Genomic DNA, 16,585 nt, shown 5'->3' with positions numbered 1-16,585 from the left:
TGTTCGGCGCCGCGTTGCTATTCTGTGTTCACTCGATGGATTTAGCGCGCAATACGCGAGGGAATGTGAGAATAAATTGCGTGCCAGCCCCTTCGTTGCTTTTTACGCTAATGTCGCCCTGCATTTTTTGCCTTACTAAATTATAAACAATGGGCATACCTAAGCCAGTGCCGCCGACATTACGCTTGGTGGTAAAAAACGGCTCGAAGATTTTCGGTAGGGTGTCGTCACTCATGCCCAACCCGTCGTCGCTGAAGGTAAGGCGCACGTTGTCACCCTGTATCATTTTCGCTTCAATGGTAATGGTGCCCTCGCGGTTCTCGAAGGCATGGCGAATCGCATTGGTCGTGAGGTTGGTAATAATTTGCGCCATAGCGCCCGGAATGGTGACCATCTGTATATCTTTTTCAACGCGAATTTTGTAGTCGACACCAGCCCGGCGCAATTCAATAGAAAGGGTCGACATGACTTCTTCTAAGTAGGTGGCGAGGTCAATTTCACGTTGCTCGGTAATCATTTGGTCTACGGCAACTTGTTTAAAGTTACTAATAAGCCGTGCCACTCGGCTTAAATTCTTCTCGGTGAGATCGAGCGACTCTTGCGCCTTGTTTAAAAAGTTATTCAGCTGCTCTTTGGTTAACTGGTTGTCGGCAATCAATTCTTTTAGGTGTTCTCGACGGTCATTCAACATCGACGTGGCAGTGAGTGCAACGCCAAGCGGAGTGTTCACTTCGTGGGCAACACCAGCAACAAGATTACCTAGGCTCGCCATTTTCTCTGATTCCACAAGTTTATCTTGCGCATTGTGCAGCTCATTTAGGGTGTGCATAAGCTCTGCTGCTGTTTTTCGTTTCTTAAGGTAAAGCGCAATACTTAAGAGCGCAAAAAAGAGTGCGACAAACAGCCCAATACCCACATAAATTAAGTATTCGCGTTGGCGGTTTATGGTGCGTTCTCGGCGCTCGAGCAACTCTAATTGCTCAGCAATCGCCTCGCGCTGCTCCTGTAAAATATTTTGTTGGTTCGCCAGTGTGGCACGATTGAGCGCAATGCGCTGAGTCAGCGCGTCACTTTCTTGTTGCTTTTGTTCGAGCTGGCGCTCTCGTTCGGTCAATAACTGATGTTGTCGGCGCAGGGTTTGTTCCGAGTTGTAGAGCTGTTGCTGAATTTGCACCAATTGCTCTTCGCGCACAAAGAGGCGTTGGCGCTGTTCGTCGAGTTCGCGCAATAACCGATTCAACGTGGCTTGCTGAGAATCCATCACTTGTTGGCGATCTTCAAGGGTACCTGCTTGCGCACGCAACACAGAGTCGCGTTCGGCCACTGCTTCTTCTAGCATGGCAATGCGTTCGCGGCTTTGTCGTAACTCTTGATCACGCGCGCTCAAGTTTGACTCTATTTGGCTTACTTGTTGCTGCAGCTCTGCATATTCACGCTGGCCACGTTGGTACGCGACAACTGCTTCGAGCTCCACACCGCCGAGCATTAAGAGTTCGTTAGAGGGGCGCATACCGGCCTCGACAATGCGATCGGTATTGACTTGAAAAGCCACGCGTTTAAGTTCTGACGAGCTTTCGGCTGGCAGCAGGTTGATCATAAGCTCTTCGCGTACGGGCGAGCTTTCAGTCACCACTAAAATCTGATTATTGCGCGCTGACGAAGCGATAGAGCCGAGTTGAGAGAGTGCGCGAGGACCCACATACAGCACATCAACGTCGGTAATTTGGGTAACGCGACTGATCTCTCGCGCTTCAATGGTAAGGCCGCGCACTTGAGTGGGCGGCGAGCTACGCAAAACATTGTAAACTTCAGGCGCGTCCATAACACCGATAACCAGTGTATTGCGGCCACTTTCGTCTGGCCAAGTTACGTAGCGTGTTACTGTTGTAAGATAGGCGGCACGTAATTCTTCGTCGCTGATGTCGATAATATCCATGGCCGCAACCGCGCCTACCGACCCGAGGCATGTTAAAATAAGCCAAAAACCAATAACAAGCTGCTTGCAGCGAGCAATCATGCGTGTAACCCTGTGCCTTTCAATGATGAACCGAACTGATCCTACCACAATTGTCTATGACTCGAATAGCTGATGTATTTCGCACCGACGGTGCCTTGAGTAAAGCCTTGCCTGGCTTTCAGCCGCGCCCTGCACAGCAGCAAATGGCCAGCGCCATTGCCGACCTCACCACCGTGGGTGAGCAGTTGGTAGTAGAAGCGGAAACCGGCACCGGCAAAACCTTTGCGTACGTAGCGCCGGCTCTGCTGCAGTCGGGCAAAGTAATTCTGTCTACTGGCACGCGTAATTTGCAAGAGCAGCTTTACCACCGTGACATGCCACGATTGCGCGAAGTGCTGGCGCCAGGAAAAATTGTAACGCTACTGAAAGGTAGAGCGAACTACCTCTGCTTATTAAGGCTCGAACAGTTTAGCGCGCACCCAGGCGACGCGCACGAAGACGCGCTGAAGCAGTTGCAAACCGTAAGGCATTGGGCCAACCGCACTAAGCATGGCGACATCGGCGAATTGTCGGCTTTACCAGAAGACGCGGTTATCATTCCACGCATAACGAGCACGCAAGATAACTGTTTAGGGCGCGACTGCAAACACTACGAAGACTGTTATTTGGTGAAGGCGAGAAAAGAAGCGTTGGAAGCGGACATTGTGGTGGTCAATCATCACTTGTTTTGTGCCGATTTGGTGTTAAAAGACACGGGCTTTGGTGAGCTTATTCCCGAAGCCGATTTAGTGGTGTTCGACGAAGCGCACCAATTACCCGAAATTGCCAGCCAGTATTTCAGCGAAACCTTATCGACGCGGCAAATTACCGAGCTGTGTCGTGATTTACAGGTGATTTATCATACGGCGGTACGCGACGCGCGCGCTTTGTCGCAAATGGCTACGCAGGTAGAGCGCTTTGCCAAAGAAGTGCGGCTGCAATTTCCGCTCGACACCGAGCGCGGCAATTCGCGCCAAATTTTAGCGCGTGACGAAGTTGCAAAAGCAGTGCAAGCATTGGAAGAAAAGCTTGAACAGCTGACGCGTATTTGTGAAACCTTAGTGGGGCGAGACAAGGGCCTAGATCAGTGTATTGAGCGCCTTGAATTGTTGCGCAAACGCTGGCAGCTCGTGTTTACCACGGCCCGTAACGGGTATAGTTTTTGGTATGAGAGCAGCCCGCGGCATGTGAGCTTTCACCGAACACCCTTGTCGGTTGCCGAGCCTTTTGGCAAAGCTATGGCCGATCAGGAAGCGCGCTGGGTGTTTACGTCGGCTACGCTCACGGTTGACCACAGTTTCGATTACTTTAATGCGCGTTTGGGTTTGCACAAACCCAAAACTCTACAACTTGAAAGTCCATTCAACTTTGCTGAACAAGCCATGCTTTGTATGCCACGTTATTTGCCAGAGCCCCATGAGCGCGAAATGTTTACCGCGCTGGCCGATATTGTGGAGCAAGTGGTTGCTGCAAACCATGGCGGAACGTTTGTGTTGTTTACCAGCCACCGAATGCTGCAAGCGGTAGCCAAACGCTTGCACGATCGCGTCGACCGAACGCTCTATGTGCAAGGCAGTACCTCAAAACGGGAGTTGTTGGCGCGTTTTAGTGAAGAGGGCAACGCCGTTTTGTTAGGTACCAGCTCTTTTTGGGAAGGTGTAGACGTACCCGGCCAAGCCTTACGCTGCGTTATTATTGATAAACTGCCCTTCGCCTCACCGGACGATCCGTTATTACAGGCGCGCGTCGAAGACTGTCGGCGCCAAGGCCGCGACCCGTTTCAAGAGGTGCAGTTGCCACAAGCGGTTATTGCCATGAAGCAGGGCGCGGGGCGATTAGTCAGGTCGGTGAACGACGAAGGGGTGTTAATTATTTGCGATAACCGAGTGGTAACACGCAACTATGGCAAAACCTTTCTCGCCAGTTTGCCACCCATGGCGCGTACGCGCAGTTTGGCCGAGGCCATAGCATTTTTGCAGAAAACCCCAACAAGCAATGCAGAATAAGCAAAATCTGATAAAATAGCCGCTTGTTTCGCAGTTACAGAATGAGGCACTCCCTTGCATTTACTTGCACTCGACACCGCCACTGAGTTTTGTTCAGTTGCCTATAGCGACGGCCAACGGATTATTTCTAGAGGCCAAGAGGCGCCACGGCAACATGCCGATTTAATCCTTCCGTTTGTGCGCGACGTATTACAAGAGGCGGGCATAACGCTGGAGCAACTCGACGGTATTGTGTTGGGCCGTGGCCCCGGTAGTTTTACCGGTGTTCGAATAGCCGCCAGTATTGGCCAAGGCTTAGCTTTTAGCAAAAATTTACCTGTAGTGGGTGTATCCAGCTTACAAGCTATGGCACAAAGAGCTTATCGGTTGTGCGCGGCAGAGCAGGTTGCGGCTGCTATTGACGCGCGTATGGGCGAGGTTTACTGGGGAACTTACCATTGTGTGTCCGGTCTGATGGTTGCAAGGCATGAAGAGCGTGTGTGCACTCCCGAAACCGTACAGATGGATGTTGAAGGGCAACAAGCCGAAGGTACGTGGTGCCGGGTTGGCACTGGCTGGCAAACGTACGCGGCCGCACTAGAAGCCGCCTTGCCGGGGCCACGTTGGCAAGACGGTGGCGTATGGTTTCCTCATGCTGAAGACATGCTCACTCACGGGCGGGCTCAATTTGAAGCTGGGCAAGGTATTGCCGCTACGGCGTTCGAGGTGCATTATGTGCGCAACGAAGTAACCTGGCAGAAGTTGCCGGGCCGAGATTAGCCAAATGTGTGAATGGTGAGTATGAGTAGCATAATTACGAACAGTAGTGTTGCAAACCAAGCCGCGCCTTTTGTGCAACCACAATCGATGCAACCACAGCCGGCAAACAGTAGTAAAAATGATGCATCGGGAAATGCCCAAGGGCCGATGCGTAAAGCCAGTGGCCTTGAGTTTGAAGCAGCAGTGCAAGAACGGCAAGAACTGAGTTACGACGAGCCAGCGGATACACAACGCAAGGCCATCGGGCAGTATCAACAAGTCGCACTTTTTGAGCGGCGCGACCAGATTCAGCAAATGGTAGGTGTAGATACTTTCGCCTAACCGAATGCGCACAAACAAGCTTTTGCTTGTAGGAGGTACCAGTGTTTACGATAATTCGACAGCTAGCGCTCATAACCTTAGCTCTGAGCCTCACGGCCTGCGCCTCAAGGTTACCGGAAGATATTCGCGGCGACGGTGCGAACACGGTGAGCTATAGTCAAGCTGCTCACAGCGCAGAAACCAGTGTTGGCAGTCCGGCGCGCTGGGGCGGTGTAATTGCCGAAGTTACCCACAGCGCCGACAGTTCGACACTGGAAATTGTTCACTTTGAACTACGGGGAACCGGTAGGCCTATTATTGCCGACCGCAGCCAAGGTCGGTTTCGTGTGGTTGTAAATGAGTTTCTCGACCCTGAAATCTACGCACAAGGGCGTTCGATTACTGCCTATGGCACCTTTACCGGGCTTGAGGCCGGTACCATAGGTGAATTTGAATACGAATTTCCAATGCTCGCTGCTTCGGGCGTACATTTATGGCGCGAAGAGGAGCAGTCTACGCGGGTCGACGTGTTGCTGTACTCGCCAGGGCATTTTTATTATCGCCAACCTTTCTATCGGCCTACCCGTATTTATCGCTCGCCACATCCTTTTATAGGGTCGCAGCCAGCAAGCAGTAACCAACAGTCGCAGCCAGCGCTTGAGCGCGGCGCGCGCAGCCAAGGTAAACCGCCAAGCACTCGGCGCCAACAGGAAAACTAATGCAGGCTGTTGAGTACAAAGTCGCAGGGATGCGACTGGTCGGTGTGCGCTCCGCAAACGCGAACGGAGTGAGCAAAATCAACCGCGCTGAAACGAACAACTCTACCCCTCACCAATCTGAAAAAATAACACTCGCCCTTCATGGCTGGCTCGACAATTGCGCCAGTTTTTGGCCATTGTTGCCGTATTTAACCGAGCGCCCGGTGATTGCTCTTGACTTGCCGGGGCACGGACACTCGGACCATCGCCCAATTGCTGGTAGTTATTATTTTACTGAATGGGTAATGGATTTAGTGGCGTTGATCGAGCAGCAACAATGGCAGCAGGTGCACTTACTGGGGCATAGCATGGGGGGCTTTATAGCACAATTGCTTGCGGCAGTGATCCCTGAGCGAATTGAAAAAGTAACCCTAATAGAGGCCTTTGGTTTACTTACCTTTGAGGCCAATGAAACATTGGAGAAATTGCGCAAAGCGGCAACAGAACGGTTGCGTTTAGCTGAAAAAACAGCACCCGTTTATCCAGACTTGGAGCGTATTATTACGTTGAGAGCGCAAACGAGTGCGCTTGAGCCCGCGTTGGTACGCAACATTGTGGAGCGTAACCTCGAATCTGTGGCTGGCGGCTGGAGTTGGCGTGTTGACCCGCGTGTGCGGTTAGGTTCACCGTTTCGCTTCACGCTTGAGCAAGCGGACGACTTAATGGCCGGTATAGAGTGCCCTGTGCAGTTAATTCGCGGCGAAAGCGGGTTTCAATCACTGCATGACACACTGAACCGGTGGCAAAAGATGGTTGATTTAAGACAACAAGAACGGTTGCCGGGCGGGCATCACTTGCATTTACAGCATCCAGCCGCAGTTGCCGAGCAGGTGAACGCGTTTTTACGCGAGAGCGGTTGAACCGCTAGGATTCACTGGTCGGATATGCGAATATAGCTGCAAAATCGAGGGTGACTAGGTTTCGAAAAGCCCTTAAATAGTATAAAAATAGTAAAACTAATAGAAGAATAAGCGGAAAGCAGGAGCATTCACTGTGGAAAAAAATTGGCTGAAAAGTTACCCAAATGGCGTGCCGGGCGAAATAAATCCGGACCATTACGCATCGTTAGTCGACATTCTCGAAGAAAGTATTCAGAAGTATGGTGACCGCCCTGCATTCGTAAATATGGATCAAGTTATTTCATTTAACGAGCTCGACCGGTTAACAGCGCAGTTCGCCAGCTATTTGCAAAGCATCGGCCTGAAGAAAGGTGATGCAGTGGCTGTGATGATGCCCAACTTACTGCAATATCCAGTAGCATTATTTGGCATTTTGCGCGCTGGCATGGTGGCGGTGAATGTGAATCCACTTTACACCGCCCGTGAGTTAAAGCACCAGTTGAACGATTCGAAAGCGAAAGCCATTGTTATTCTGAAGAACTTTGCCACTACGCTACAGAAAATTCAGCAAGACGTTTCGCTTGATAAAGTAATAGTAACGGCGATTGGCGATATGTTACCTGCGCCCAAGCGTTGGATTGTGAATTTTGTGGTGCGCCATGTGAAGAAAATGGTGCCTGCGTATAGCTTAAGTAACACTATTGAATTTAATGCTGCCTTGTCGGCAGGGCAAGGGAAGTCGTTTACGCGCCATGAAATGACCGGCGATGATCTTGCATTCTTACAATATACTGGTGGCACCACGGGGGTTTCGAAAGGCGCCATGCTCACACATCGAAATATGGTGGCGAACCTCGAACAAGTGTCGGCAATGGTTGACCCCTTGGTTGAAGACGGCAAAGAAGTAGTGATTACCGCGTTACCGCTCTACCATATTTTTGCTTTGACCGCGAACTGCCTCACCTTTATGAAGTACGGCGGTTTGAATGTGTTGATTACTAATCCACGCGACATGCCGGGCTTTGTGAAGGAGCTCGGAAAGTACGAGTTTACAGTAATTTCTGGGGTTAATACGCTCTTTAACGGTTTGGTGAACACGCCAGGCTTTAGCGACTTGAACTTCTCTAAGTTAAAAGTAGCGTTAGGTGGCGGCATGGCCGTGCAGCGCGCGGTGGCTGAACATTGGGAGAAAGTAACGAACTCCACCTTGTTAGAAGGCTACGGGCTTACCGAATGTTCCCCTGTGGTGACCGTGAACCCCTACGATATAGAACATTACACCGGCAGTATCGGCGTACCGGTTCCGTCCACCGAGGTAAAGGTTGTGGGCGAAGACGGCAACGAAGTACCTATGGGTGAACCGGGCGAGTTGTGGGTGAAAGGCCCGCAGGTGATGGCGGGTTATTTAGGCCGCCCTGAAGCAACTGCCGAAGCGATTAAAGACGGCTGGTTTGCAACCGGGGATATGGGCACGGTAGACGAACATGGTTATTTCCGTATTGTAGACCGTAAAAAAGACATGATTTTAGTGTCTGGCTTTAACGTGTATCCCAATGAAATTGAAGACGTGGTAGCGAGCCATCCAAAGGTTCTTGAAGTTGCTGCTGTTGGTGTGCCGCATGAGTCGAGTGGTGAAGTCGTTAAAATCTTCGTAGTGAAAAAAGACGCTTCACTGGAGGAAAAAGAACTGCGGGATTACTGTCGTGAAAACCTCACCGCTTACAAGGTACCGAAGTTAGTTGAGTTTAGAGATGAGCTTCCGAAAACCAACGTAGGTAAAATTTTGCGTCGAGAATTACGAGACGAACAGAAATAATGACCCAAGGTTATCGTTTGATTAACGCCACCAAAGATTTGGTGGCGTTTTGCGATCAGGCGGCTGAGTTCGGCTGGCTCGCTTTAGACACTGAGTTTGTGCGTACAAAAACCTTTTATGCGGAACTCGGGTTGGTACAATTATGGTCCGCCGAGCAATGGGTGCTGGTGGATCCACTAAATGGCGTGGACTTGTCGCCATTGTGGGCATTGTTGGCGCGCAACGACGTGCTCACGGTAATGCACGCGGCAGGAGAAGACTTAGAAATTATTGGCCATTACCGCCAGTTTGCAGCGCAGGCGCCGGCGCGCATGTTCGACACGCAAATTGCTTGGGCTTTTTTGCATGAAGGCAATCAAATTGGTTATGCGGGGCTGGTTGAAAAGCTGTGTGGCGTAACCCTCGACAAGTCGCAGTCGCGGACAGATTGGCTGGCGCGTCCGCTGAGCCAAGCGCAACTTGACTATGCGGCGGCAGACGCGCTTTATTTGGCGAAAATGTTCCCGCAAATTAAGCAAGATATTGAACAGTCGCCGCTTTATGCTTTTTTTCAGCAAGAATGCGCCTTTCAAATTGAAAAGCGTAGCCGCGTGATTAACCCAGACTATGCATGGCGAGAAGTGGGTGGTTTTGCCCATATGAAAGGTGTGCAACGCGCCATTATGGCAGAGTTGGCCAAATGGCGTATGACCACGGCGCAGCGAGAGAATATCGCCTTACCCTTTTTGCTGAAAGAGCCGGTAATGACCGACATTGCGCTAAGGCAACCGAGCTCGGTGCACGAGTTAAGTAAAATAGAAGGTATTCATCCGCGGGTGTTACGGCAACGGGGCAAAGACATTGTGGCAGCAATTGAGCGCGGCAAAGCATGGCCAGAAGCCGAGTGGCCGCTCGCTATTCCGCGCCTCGACGATCATCCGGCGTACAAAAAGTGGTTTAAGGACGCAAAGGCTTTGATTGCAGAGCGGGCGAAGTCTCATAACCTTGCCCCCACCTTGCTTGGCTCACGAAAGCAAATTAATGAAGTGTTTATTTGGAGTCAGTACACAGCAAACGCGGTAAAGCAGGAAGTGTCGCAACCAGAATTGCTGAGTAGTTGGCGACACGAAGTGGCAGGGCGGGAACTCGAAGCGCTCGCAAATTCTTTGTAAGTAGGACTTTAAAACATGTTGTGTGTGGTATTTAAGTCAACCAGAAAGGCCGACACTTATCTTTATATGCCGGTAGACGGAGACTTTGAAGCATTGCCAGAAGGGCTCCAGCATTTGTTTAGCGCGCGCCAAGAGGCGATGCGAATTTTAGTAAAAGCAGATCGTAAATTTGCGCGATTTTCAGGCGCTCAACTTCTCGAGCAGCTGAATGAAGAAGGTTATTATTTGCAGTTGCCACCGGCCCACGACGCGGTGGTATAAGGAGACCGACGATGAAACGAGTAGTGAAGAGCTGGTGTTTGGCCGTGGCGGTATTCGCCGGCGGTGTTGCTCATGCAGCAGACCCAGAGGGTTTTCCTGCTTATGTGGAAACACTTAAGAAAGAAGCTCTCGAGCAGGGTATTTCTGAGCGAGCGGTGACGCGAGCGTTTGAAGGTGCGCGTTTTTATCAGCGGGCGGTGTCCGCCGACCGAAACCAGCCCGAGTTTACGATTACGCTCGACACCTATTTACCGCGCGCTGTACCCGACTGGAAGGTGCGCCAGGGTATAGAAAAGTACAACGAACACCGAGAATTGCTAGAAGAAATTGGTGAAAAATATGGCGTGCAACCGCGCTTTATTGTTGCCCTGTGGGGGGTAGAAACCAATTACGGCAGCTACACCGGTAATTTTAGTGTGGTGTCGGCGTTAGCCACGATGGCCTATGAAGGCCGCCGTGAGGAATTTTTTAAGCGGCAGTTAATGCAGGCGCTGCAAATTATTGACGCAGGGCATATTGAGCCGGCGCAAATGCGTGGCTCTTGGGCTGGTGCTATGGGGCAAACCCAGTTTATGCCGAGCTCTTTTTTAGCCTACGCCGTTGACTACGACCAAGACGGTAAAATTGATATTTGGAACAGCCAAGGCGACGTATTCGCTTCTGCAGCCAACTATTTAGCCAGTGTTGGCTGGGACAATACGAAAACCTGGGGGCGGCAAGTGCGCCTGCCAGAGAATTTCGATACGGAATTAGCAGGCCGTAACAACAAGCGCAGCTTGGCAGAGTGGCAAGCATTGGGCGTACGCCGCTACGATGGTGGCGATTTGCCGACTCGAGATATTGAAGCTGGTTTAGTGATTCCTGACGATAAGGACGGTCGCGTGTATTTAAGCTACCACAACTGGGACGTTCTGATGGATTGGAATCGGTCTAACTATTTTGTAGTTGTGGTGGGGCATTTAGCCGATCGCATTATGATGGGGCGGTAGCTTTGTCAGTGCAATTTTGGCAACAAAAGCAACTTCATGAACTGTCGTCGCAGGAATGGGAAGCCCTGTGCGACGGTTGTGGAAAATGCTGTTTGCATAAAATTCTCGATGCGCGTGACGATGTAGAAGACGACGAACCCATGCGCAGTGACGACACATTGCATTATGTGAATGTGACTTGCCAGCTCTTGAACGCGGAGACCGGCCAGTGTACTCAGTATGCTGAGCGCTTAAAGCACGTACCCGATTGCGTGGTGCTGTCGCCAGAGAACCTCGAGCGGATTCTCTTTATGCCCGCAAGCTGTGCTTATCGCCGTGTTTATGAAGGGCGTGGATTGCCGAGCTGGCACCCGCTGTTACACGGGGGCTCACGCCAGGCCATGGAAGCGGCGGGTATGGCCACCACCGGCTATCCGCTTCGCAATGAAGCCGATCCCTCGTTAACCGAAGACCAGCTTCAGATTATCACTTGGCCTTTATACGACGCCCCGTAACCTGTTGTTTAACGTGTAAGGTAAGAAAAATAAGGGCGAAGAGTAAATAAACGGCAAAGATAATGCGCATCCATTCGCTCATAAACATCCCCATAAAACTCCAACTGTTGTCACTACACAGGCCTCCGGCAGCGAAAAAGCTGGGGAGCCATTCGTGTAATGGAAGCCAGCTTGGAAAGTCTGGGTAAGGGCTGCAGCTTGCGAACAATGGGTTGCTCGCAGTTTGCAGCCAAACATGATGATGGGCACTTGAAAGCCCAGCCGCAGCACCGACGAGCCAACCGGTAAAGCCTATTCCACGTAGCAGGCTGTGGTTCGGGTTGATTACCGCTAGCCAAGCCGCCAGCGCTATTGCAAGCATGGCCGTGCGTTGATAAATACACTGTACGCAGGGTTCGAGCCCCATGGCATATTGAAAATACAGCGCGGTGAGAATAAGCGCTGTACTGGACAGCGCGAGTGCAAGCCACGGCAAAGTTTGCAGCGGCCAAGAACTGAGTGATTGAAATAAAGAACGATGCATAAGTAGTAACGAATAAGAAAGAACGTGCGGCTAAATTACCACAGTTGATCGGTAACAGCGAGCCTAGGGTAGGGTAGTATTCGAGCTTGTCCGACCATTACGCACAGGTTACAATCTACAACGCAATGCTCGAGTGATGGGAACAAAATTTGACTCACATGATTATAAAAGCAAAGAGTCCTGCGGGATTTGCTGAAGAATTTATCGTTAAATCGATTTGGAAGGGGGATTTCGCGCCCGGCTCTATTTTACCTGCAGAGCGCGAATTGTCGGAGTTAATCGGGGTAACGCGCACCACCTTGCGTGAAGTGTTGCAGCGGCTCGCCCGTGACGGCTGGTTGACTATTCAACATGGCAAGCCCACCAAAGTGAATAACTTCTGGGAAACGTCTGGACTCAACATTCTAGAAACCTTGGCGCGCCTCGACGAAGAGGGCATGCCCGACTTAATTGATGACTTGCTTTCTGCCCGTACCAACATTAGCGCGATATACATTCGTGCGGCGCTACGCCACAACCCGGAACGAGTGAAGTCGGTGTTGGCCGACGCAGCGGCGTTGGAAGACTCGGGTCGCGCTTTCGCCGAATACGATTACGCGCTCAACCACGAATTGGCACTGGCGTCGGAAAACCCTATTTATGTGCTGGTATTAAACGGCTTTAAGGGCCTTTATGCACGTATTGGTCAGTTCTATTTTTCCAAGCCCGAAGCACGTGAGCTCGCGCGTCAATATTACGCCAAGTTGGCGCAATTAGCCGAAGCCGGTCAGCATAACGAAGCGATGAATGCGGTGCGTCAATATGGTTATGACTCCGCAGAAATTTGGAAAGTGCTGCGCGACTCTATTCCGGAAAATTTAGTTGAATAGAGAGCAGACATAGAAAAGGCCTTCGTTCGAAGGCCTTTTTGTTAGCAAAGCGGTTAGATTAACCGAAATTCTTCGCTGCAAATTCCCAGTTCACCAATGCCCAGAACGCTTCCATATACTTAGGACGCGCATTGCGGTAGTCGATGTAATAAGCATGTTCCCACACGTCTACTGTGAGCAGTGGGGTAACACCTTCGTGTGTAAGCGGGGTTTGTGCATTGCTGGTATTCACAATGTCAACGCCGCCGTCTGCAGTTTTTACAAGCCAAGTCCAAGCCGAGCCGAAGTTGTTCACAGCGCTGTTGGTAAAGGCTTCTTTGAACTTCTCGAACGAACCCCATTTGGCGTTAATGGCGTCGGCGAGTGCACCCGTAGCTTCACCGCCACCATTTGGGCTTAGGCAATGCCAGTAAAACGTGTGGTTCCATACTTGTGCTGCGTTGTTAAATACGCCGCCGTCTGAGCTACGAATAATCTCTTCTAGAGACTTACCCGCAAGATCAGAGCCTTCTACTAAACCGTTTAATTTGTCGACATAGGTTTGGTGATGTTTGCCGTAGTGAAACTCTAAAGTTTCGGCAGAAATATGTGGTTCTAAAGCGTTCTTCTCGTAAGGCAAAGCAGGTAATTCAAATGCCATGTTAGCTCTCCGTTGATTGCTGTTTTAGAAAAAAGACCCAACTAGTATAGCGCACCCAAGGGGCGCTGCTCTAGTTTAACAATGGGTATTCTTTTCAATGTTCAATACCACTACGTAGGGATGACTGAATCAGTTTTCAAGGGCGCGACACGCAATTAAATATGGTATACTGTCGCCACTTTTTCCGATGTGGAGTTTTTCGAGATGCAAAACGAAGGTTTGGGTCATTCTGTAGAAGAGGTTCATCAACGTATTCGTGAGCAAATTGCGGAGCATCCGGTGTTGCTCTATATGAAGGGCTCACCGAAGCTGCCAAGCTGCGGATTTTCGTCACAAGCGTCGCAAGCGCTAATGAGCTGTGGTAAGCCGTTTGCGTATGTGGACATTTTGCAAAATCCCGAGATTCGCGCAGAGCTGCCGAAAATTGCCAATTGGCCAACATTCCCACAGTTGTGGGTGAAAGGTGAATTGATTGGTGGCTGCGATATTATTCTGGAAATGTTCCAGCAGGGCGAATTACAAACGCTCATCGCCGAGGCAGTGCCAGAGCAAGAAGGCACCGACTAGGGCAAAATTGAAAAATTTCAATTTCAGCCCGTATTTATTACGGGCTTTTTTATAGCTCGCTAGCGAACATTGAGCTTTTATCAACGGAGCTTTGATTAACAAAGCTTTTATCAACTAAACATTTATCAACTAAACATGGAGATTAATCATGGCTGTATTAGTTGGCCGTCAGGCCCCTGATTTTACCGCTGCTGCTGTTATGGGGACAGGTGAGATTGTAGAGAATTTCACCTTTAGCGAGCAGATAAAAGGAAAAAAAACGGTATTGTTTTTCTACCCGCTCGATTTCACTTTCGTATGCCCTTCAGAACTGATCGCATTCGACAAGCGTTTAGCTGAGTTTGAAAAACGCGGCGTAACCGTTATTGGTTGCTCAATCGACTCTCAGTTCAGCCACACAGCATGGCGTAACACTGAAGTAGACAACGGTGGTATTGGCCAAGTGAAATACCCACTGGTTGCCGACGTGAAGCATGAAATCTGTAAAGCATACGACGTAGAGCATCCAGAAGCGGGTGTAGCATTCCGCGCGTCGTTCTTAATTGACGAAGAAGGCGTGGTGCGCCACCAAGTGGTGAACGATTTGCCACTGGGTCGTAACATTGACGAAATGCTGCGTATGGTTGACGCCTTAAACTTCCACGACGAGCACGGCGAAGTGTGCCCTGCCGGTTGGAGCGCAGGCCAAGAAGGCATGAAAGCAGACGCAGAAGGCGTAGCCGCGTACTTGAAGAAGAACGTTGCTAACCTGTAACCTGTAATTGGTAAATGCGATAAAACGGAATTGGGGTCAGAGTAACGTTTTACTCTGACCCTTTTTTTACGCGGCTCCTTTTAACGGGGACTGCGTTTAACGGGGCCAGCCGCCTAGGTGCTGCCATTGGTTGACGATCCAACAGAATAGCTCTGCTGTTCGTTCGGTGTCGTATACGGCCGAATGCGCTTCATTTTGGTCGAAGGGAATACCCGCGGCTTGGCACGCTTTAATCAATACGGTTTGCCCTAAAGCTACAGCCGACAACGAGGTAGTGTCGAAGGTTACAAAGGGGTGAAAGGGATTCCGTTTCAGCCCGGCACGCTCTGCTGCCGCCATCATAAAGTTGTGGTCGAAGGTTGCATTGTGGCCAACCAAAACCGAGCGTTGGCAACCCGCGTCTTTTTGCGCTTTACGAACCGCACGAAAAATATCACGCAATGCTTCGCCTTCTGGCACAGCGCCACGAAGCGGATGATCGGGTTTAATGCCGTTAAAGTCGAGGGCGGCCTGCTCGATATTGGCGCCGGCAAAAGGCTCAACGTGAGCGTGATGCGTGGCAATAGGGATTAATTCGCCGTTGTCGTCAAAGTCGAGAAGCACGGCTGCGATTTCCAATAAAGCGTCTGTTTTGGGGTTAAAGCCACCGGTTTCTACGTCGATAACCACGGGTAAATAGCCGCGAAATCGAGACTTCATTAAATGCTCTGCAGCGCTCATGCAAACTCCTTATAATTCAGGCGAGAAGTATGCCAGAAAGCGAAACTGAATGCTAAAGCCTAGCGGTAATTTGCCGATATGTTTAGCATGAGTTCATTTTAATAGAGCGAGGCCATTAAACTTATGTGGAAACCCATTCCTTGGTTGGCGTACACCTTGAGTTTAGGATTACTCGCAAGCCAGTTTACCGCCAATGCAGCGTTGCGCAGTTATGGTGCGCATCTAGAACGCTCTGAATGGCGAGTCAGCGAGTACTCACCGCTTCAGTGCACATTAACGCATGACATTCCCCGTTATGGTGAAGTTCGTTTTCTTAGCGAAGCAAGCCGTGAAATGAATATGCGTATGGTGTTAGACATGCGGCGTCAGCCCGACACCTACGATCAAGCGCAAATTTATAGTACAGCGCCAGATTGGCGGCCGGGTATTGCCCCGCGCCATCTTGGCGAGCTGGCGCTTTATAAACAATACGACAGCGACATCAACAAACAAATGTCTTGGGTTTTGCTCACTGAACTTGAGAAAGGCATGGTGCCCACTATTACCTATCAAGACTGGCATAATGCAAACGATCGCGTGCAGGTGAAAGTGTCTGCGATCAACTTTCCCGAGCGTTACGAAGATTTTCAGGAGTGTGTGTCGAACCTGCTTCCTTTTGGTTTCGACGACATTGCTTTTACGGTGCTGAACTATCAGCCGCAGGAAGCTGAGCTTACCAATGCGTCAAAACGAAAACTTATGCGGGTGGGTGAATACCTACGCCATGATCAAGACATCGAATTGGTGTTGGTTGTGGGCTACTCAGACGCTTACGGTACGCGCGACGAAAATCAAGCGCTGTCTGAAGCGCGCGCCGAGATGGTGAAGTCGTTCTTGATTGAACAGGGGCTCTCCGACCAACAAATTTCAGTACGCGGTTATGGCGAAATGCGTCATGCAGCAGCGAACGATACTGAACTGGAGCGGGCGCAAAACCGTAGAGCTGTAGTACAAATAAGCCGGCCTTTTAATCAAGAGCTGCTCGGTAGCCGTTAATTGCGTGAGCACTTTTAATCAAAACCCTCGGTACTGGCCTCCAGTGTCGGGGGTTTTCTTTTTTAATCTTTGAATACAGTTGAACGATATATTCACGTTTTGGCGACG

18 protein-coding genes are annotated in these 16,585 nt (G+C 50.4%); 14 read left to right on the top strand and 4 right to left on the bottom strand.

The window, feature by feature from the left end:
- Positions 1-28 precede the first annotated feature (28 nt).
- Entirely contained in the window at positions 29-2,017 is a 1,989-nt protein-coding gene (locus tag DQW12_RS03640; RefSeq protein ID WP_113906473.1) for a YfiR/HmsC family protein, read from the bottom strand.
- A gap of 56 nt (positions 2,018-2,073) precedes the next feature.
- On the opposite strand from DQW12_RS03640, the gene yoaA reads away from it, so the two are divergent.
- The 10 genes from yoaA to DQW12_RS03590 all read left to right on the top strand — a co-directional run bounded on the left by yoaA (position 2,074) and on the right by DQW12_RS03590 (position 11,369).
- Positions 2,074-4,002: a DNA repair helicase YoaA gene (gene yoaA, locus DQW12_RS03635; protein WP_113906472.1), complete on the top strand. Its 1,929-nt coding sequence runs from the start codon at positions 2,074-2,076 to the stop codon at positions 4,000-4,002.
- A 54-nt stretch (positions 4,003-4,056) separates the two neighbouring features.
- A complete protein-coding gene (gene tsaB / locus DQW12_RS03630; RefSeq protein ID WP_113906471.1) occupies positions 4,057-4,761 on the top strand; it encodes a tRNA (adenosine(37)-N6)-threonylcarbamoyltransferase complex dimerization subunit type 1 TsaB in 705 nt (234 codons plus the stop codon).
- 21 nt (positions 4,762-4,782) lie between these two features.
- On the top strand, positions 4,783-5,082 hold the full coding sequence (locus DQW12_RS03625; RefSeq protein WP_157957840.1) for a hypothetical protein: 300 nt from the start codon (positions 4,783-4,785) through the stop codon (positions 5,080-5,082).
- 41 nt (positions 5,083-5,123) lie between these two features.
- Complete coding sequence (locus tag DQW12_RS03620) at positions 5,124-5,780, top strand: Slp family lipoprotein (protein ID WP_113906469.1); 657 nt, start codon at positions 5,124-5,126, stop codon at positions 5,778-5,780.
- On the top strand, positions 5,780-6,679 hold the full coding sequence (locus DQW12_RS03615) for an alpha/beta fold hydrolase (protein WP_113906468.1): 900 nt from the start codon (positions 5,780-5,782) through the stop codon (positions 6,677-6,679). The genes DQW12_RS03620 and DQW12_RS03615 overlap by 1 nt, the downstream gene beginning before the upstream one ends.
- A 133-nt stretch (positions 6,680-6,812) precedes the next feature.
- Positions 6,813-8,474, top strand: coding sequence for a long-chain-fatty-acid--CoA ligase FadD (gene fadD, locus DQW12_RS03610; protein WP_113906467.1), 1,662 nt, complete (start codon positions 6,813-6,815; stop codon positions 8,472-8,474).
- Positions 8,474-9,625: a ribonuclease D gene (rnd, locus tag DQW12_RS03605; protein ID WP_113906466.1), complete on the top strand. Its 1,152-nt coding sequence runs from the start codon at positions 8,474-8,476 to the stop codon at positions 9,623-9,625. The genes fadD and rnd overlap by 1 nt, the downstream gene beginning before the upstream one ends.
- Before the next feature lie 15 nt (positions 9,626-9,640).
- Positions 9,641-9,886 carry a YcgL domain-containing protein gene (locus DQW12_RS03600; RefSeq protein WP_113906465.1) on the top strand — a complete coding sequence of 82 codons (246 nt, stop codon included), beginning with the start codon at positions 9,641-9,643 and terminating at the stop codon, positions 9,884-9,886.
- Positions 9,887-9,897: 11 nt separating this feature from the next.
- Positions 9,898-10,875, top strand: a complete 978-nt coding sequence (locus DQW12_RS03595; protein WP_113906464.1) for a lytic murein transglycosylase — start codon at positions 9,898-9,900, stop codon at positions 10,873-10,875.
- 8 nt (positions 10,876-10,883) lie between these two features.
- Positions 10,884-11,369 (top strand): YcgN family cysteine cluster protein, encoded by a 486-nt coding sequence (locus tag DQW12_RS03590; RefSeq protein WP_113906611.1) that lies wholly within the window; start codon positions 10,884-10,886, stop codon positions 11,367-11,369.
- Here DQW12_RS03590 and dsbB read toward each other — a convergent pair.
- Positions 11,341-11,892: a disulfide bond formation protein DsbB gene (dsbB, locus tag DQW12_RS03585; RefSeq protein ID WP_113906463.1), complete on the bottom strand. Its 552-nt coding sequence runs from the start codon at positions 11,890-11,892 to the stop codon at positions 11,341-11,343. The two genes, DQW12_RS03590 and dsbB, sit on opposite strands and share 29 nt — an antisense overlap.
- A gap of 158 nt (positions 11,893-12,050) precedes the next feature.
- On the opposite strand from dsbB, the gene fadR reads away from it, so the two are divergent.
- The gene (gene fadR / locus DQW12_RS03580; RefSeq protein ID WP_113906462.1) at positions 12,051-12,761 is read left to right on the top strand and encodes a fatty acid metabolism transcriptional regulator FadR; all 711 of its coding nucleotides are present in this window, start codon (positions 12,051-12,053) and stop codon (positions 12,759-12,761) included.
- 58 nt (positions 12,762-12,819) lie between these two features.
- Here the strand turns inward: fadR and sodB are convergent, their stop codons facing one another.
- A complete protein-coding gene (sodB, locus tag DQW12_RS03575) occupies positions 12,820-13,401 on the bottom strand; it encodes a superoxide dismutase [Fe] (protein ID WP_113906461.1) in 582 nt (193 codons plus the stop codon).
- A gap of 204 nt (positions 13,402-13,605) precedes the next feature.
- On the opposite strand from sodB, the gene grxD reads away from it, so the two are divergent.
- Positions 13,606-13,968, top strand: coding sequence for a Grx4 family monothiol glutaredoxin (gene grxD / locus DQW12_RS03570; protein ID WP_113906460.1), 363 nt, complete (start codon positions 13,606-13,608; stop codon positions 13,966-13,968).
- Between the two features lie 148 nt (positions 13,969-14,116).
- The gene (locus DQW12_RS03565) at positions 14,117-14,722 is read left to right on the top strand and encodes a peroxiredoxin (protein ID WP_113906459.1); all 606 of its coding nucleotides are present in this window, start codon (positions 14,117-14,119) and stop codon (positions 14,720-14,722) included.
- Between the two features lie 96 nt (positions 14,723-14,818).
- On the opposite strand, the gene rnt is transcribed toward DQW12_RS03565, so the two are convergent.
- Positions 14,819-15,442, bottom strand: a complete 624-nt coding sequence (gene rnt / locus DQW12_RS03560) for a ribonuclease T (protein WP_113906458.1) — start codon at positions 15,440-15,442, stop codon at positions 14,819-14,821.
- A gap of 123 nt (positions 15,443-15,565) precedes the next feature.
- Here rnt and DQW12_RS03555 point away from each other — a divergent pair, with 123 nt between their 5' ends.
- Positions 15,566-16,477 carry a flagellar protein MotY gene (locus DQW12_RS03555; protein WP_113906457.1) on the top strand — a complete coding sequence of 304 codons (912 nt, stop codon included), beginning with the start codon at positions 15,566-15,568 and terminating at the stop codon, positions 16,475-16,477.
- The last annotated feature ends 108 nt before the right edge of the window (positions 16,478-16,585 follow it).

Origin of the sequence: Aliidiomarina celeris (assembly GCF_003316875.1) — a bacterium.
In the GTDB taxonomy this organism is placed as follows: Bacteria; Pseudomonadota; Gammaproteobacteria; order Enterobacterales; family Alteromonadaceae; genus Aliidiomarina; species Aliidiomarina celeris.
The sequence above is the reverse complement of the archived record's forward strand: the minus strand, read 5'-3'. Positions and strand labels throughout refer to the sequence as shown.

Bases quoted from the DNA above. Each gene is read 5' to 3' on its own strand.
- DQW12_RS03640 (WP_113906473.1), bottom strand. From the start codon at position 2,017: ATGATTGCTCGCTGCAAGCAGCTTGTTATTGGTTTTTGGCTTATTTTA.
- yoaA (WP_113906472.1), top strand. From the start codon at position 2,074: ATGACTCGAATAGCTGATGTATTTCGCACCGACGGTGCCTTGAGTAAA.
- DQW12_RS03625 (WP_157957840.1), top strand. From the start codon at position 4,783: ATGAGTAGCATAATTACGAACAGTAGTGTTGCAAACCAAGCCGCGCCT.
- DQW12_RS03615 (WP_113906468.1), top strand. From the start codon at position 5,780: ATGCAGGCTGTTGAGTACAAAGTCGCAGGGATGCGACTGGTCGGTGTG.
- rnd (WP_113906466.1), top strand. From the start codon at position 8,474: ATGACCCAAGGTTATCGTTTGATTAACGCCACCAAAGATTTGGTGGCG.
- DQW12_RS03600 (WP_113906465.1), top strand. From the start codon at position 9,641: ATGTTGTGTGTGGTATTTAAGTCAACCAGAAAGGCCGACACTTATCTT.
- DQW12_RS03595 (WP_113906464.1), top strand. From the start codon at position 9,898: ATGAAACGAGTAGTGAAGAGCTGGTGTTTGGCCGTGGCGGTATTCGCC.
- dsbB (WP_113906463.1), bottom strand. From the start codon at position 11,892: ATGCATCGTTCTTTATTTCAATCACTCAGTTCTTGGCCGCTGCAAACT.
- fadR (WP_113906462.1), top strand. From the start codon at position 12,051: ATGATTATAAAAGCAAAGAGTCCTGCGGGATTTGCTGAAGAATTTATC.
- sodB (WP_113906461.1), bottom strand. From the start codon at position 13,401: ATGGCATTTGAATTACCTGCTTTGCCTTACGAGAAGAACGCTTTAGAA.
- grxD (WP_113906460.1), top strand. From the start codon at position 13,606: ATGCAAAACGAAGGTTTGGGTCATTCTGTAGAAGAGGTTCATCAACGT.
- DQW12_RS03565 (WP_113906459.1), top strand. From the start codon at position 14,117: ATGGCTGTATTAGTTGGCCGTCAGGCCCCTGATTTTACCGCTGCTGCT.
- rnt (WP_113906458.1), bottom strand. From the start codon at position 15,442: ATGAGCGCTGCAGAGCATTTAATGAAGTCTCGATTTCGCGGCTATTTA.
- DQW12_RS03555 (WP_113906457.1), top strand. From the start codon at position 15,566: ATGTGGAAACCCATTCCTTGGTTGGCGTACACCTTGAGTTTAGGATTA.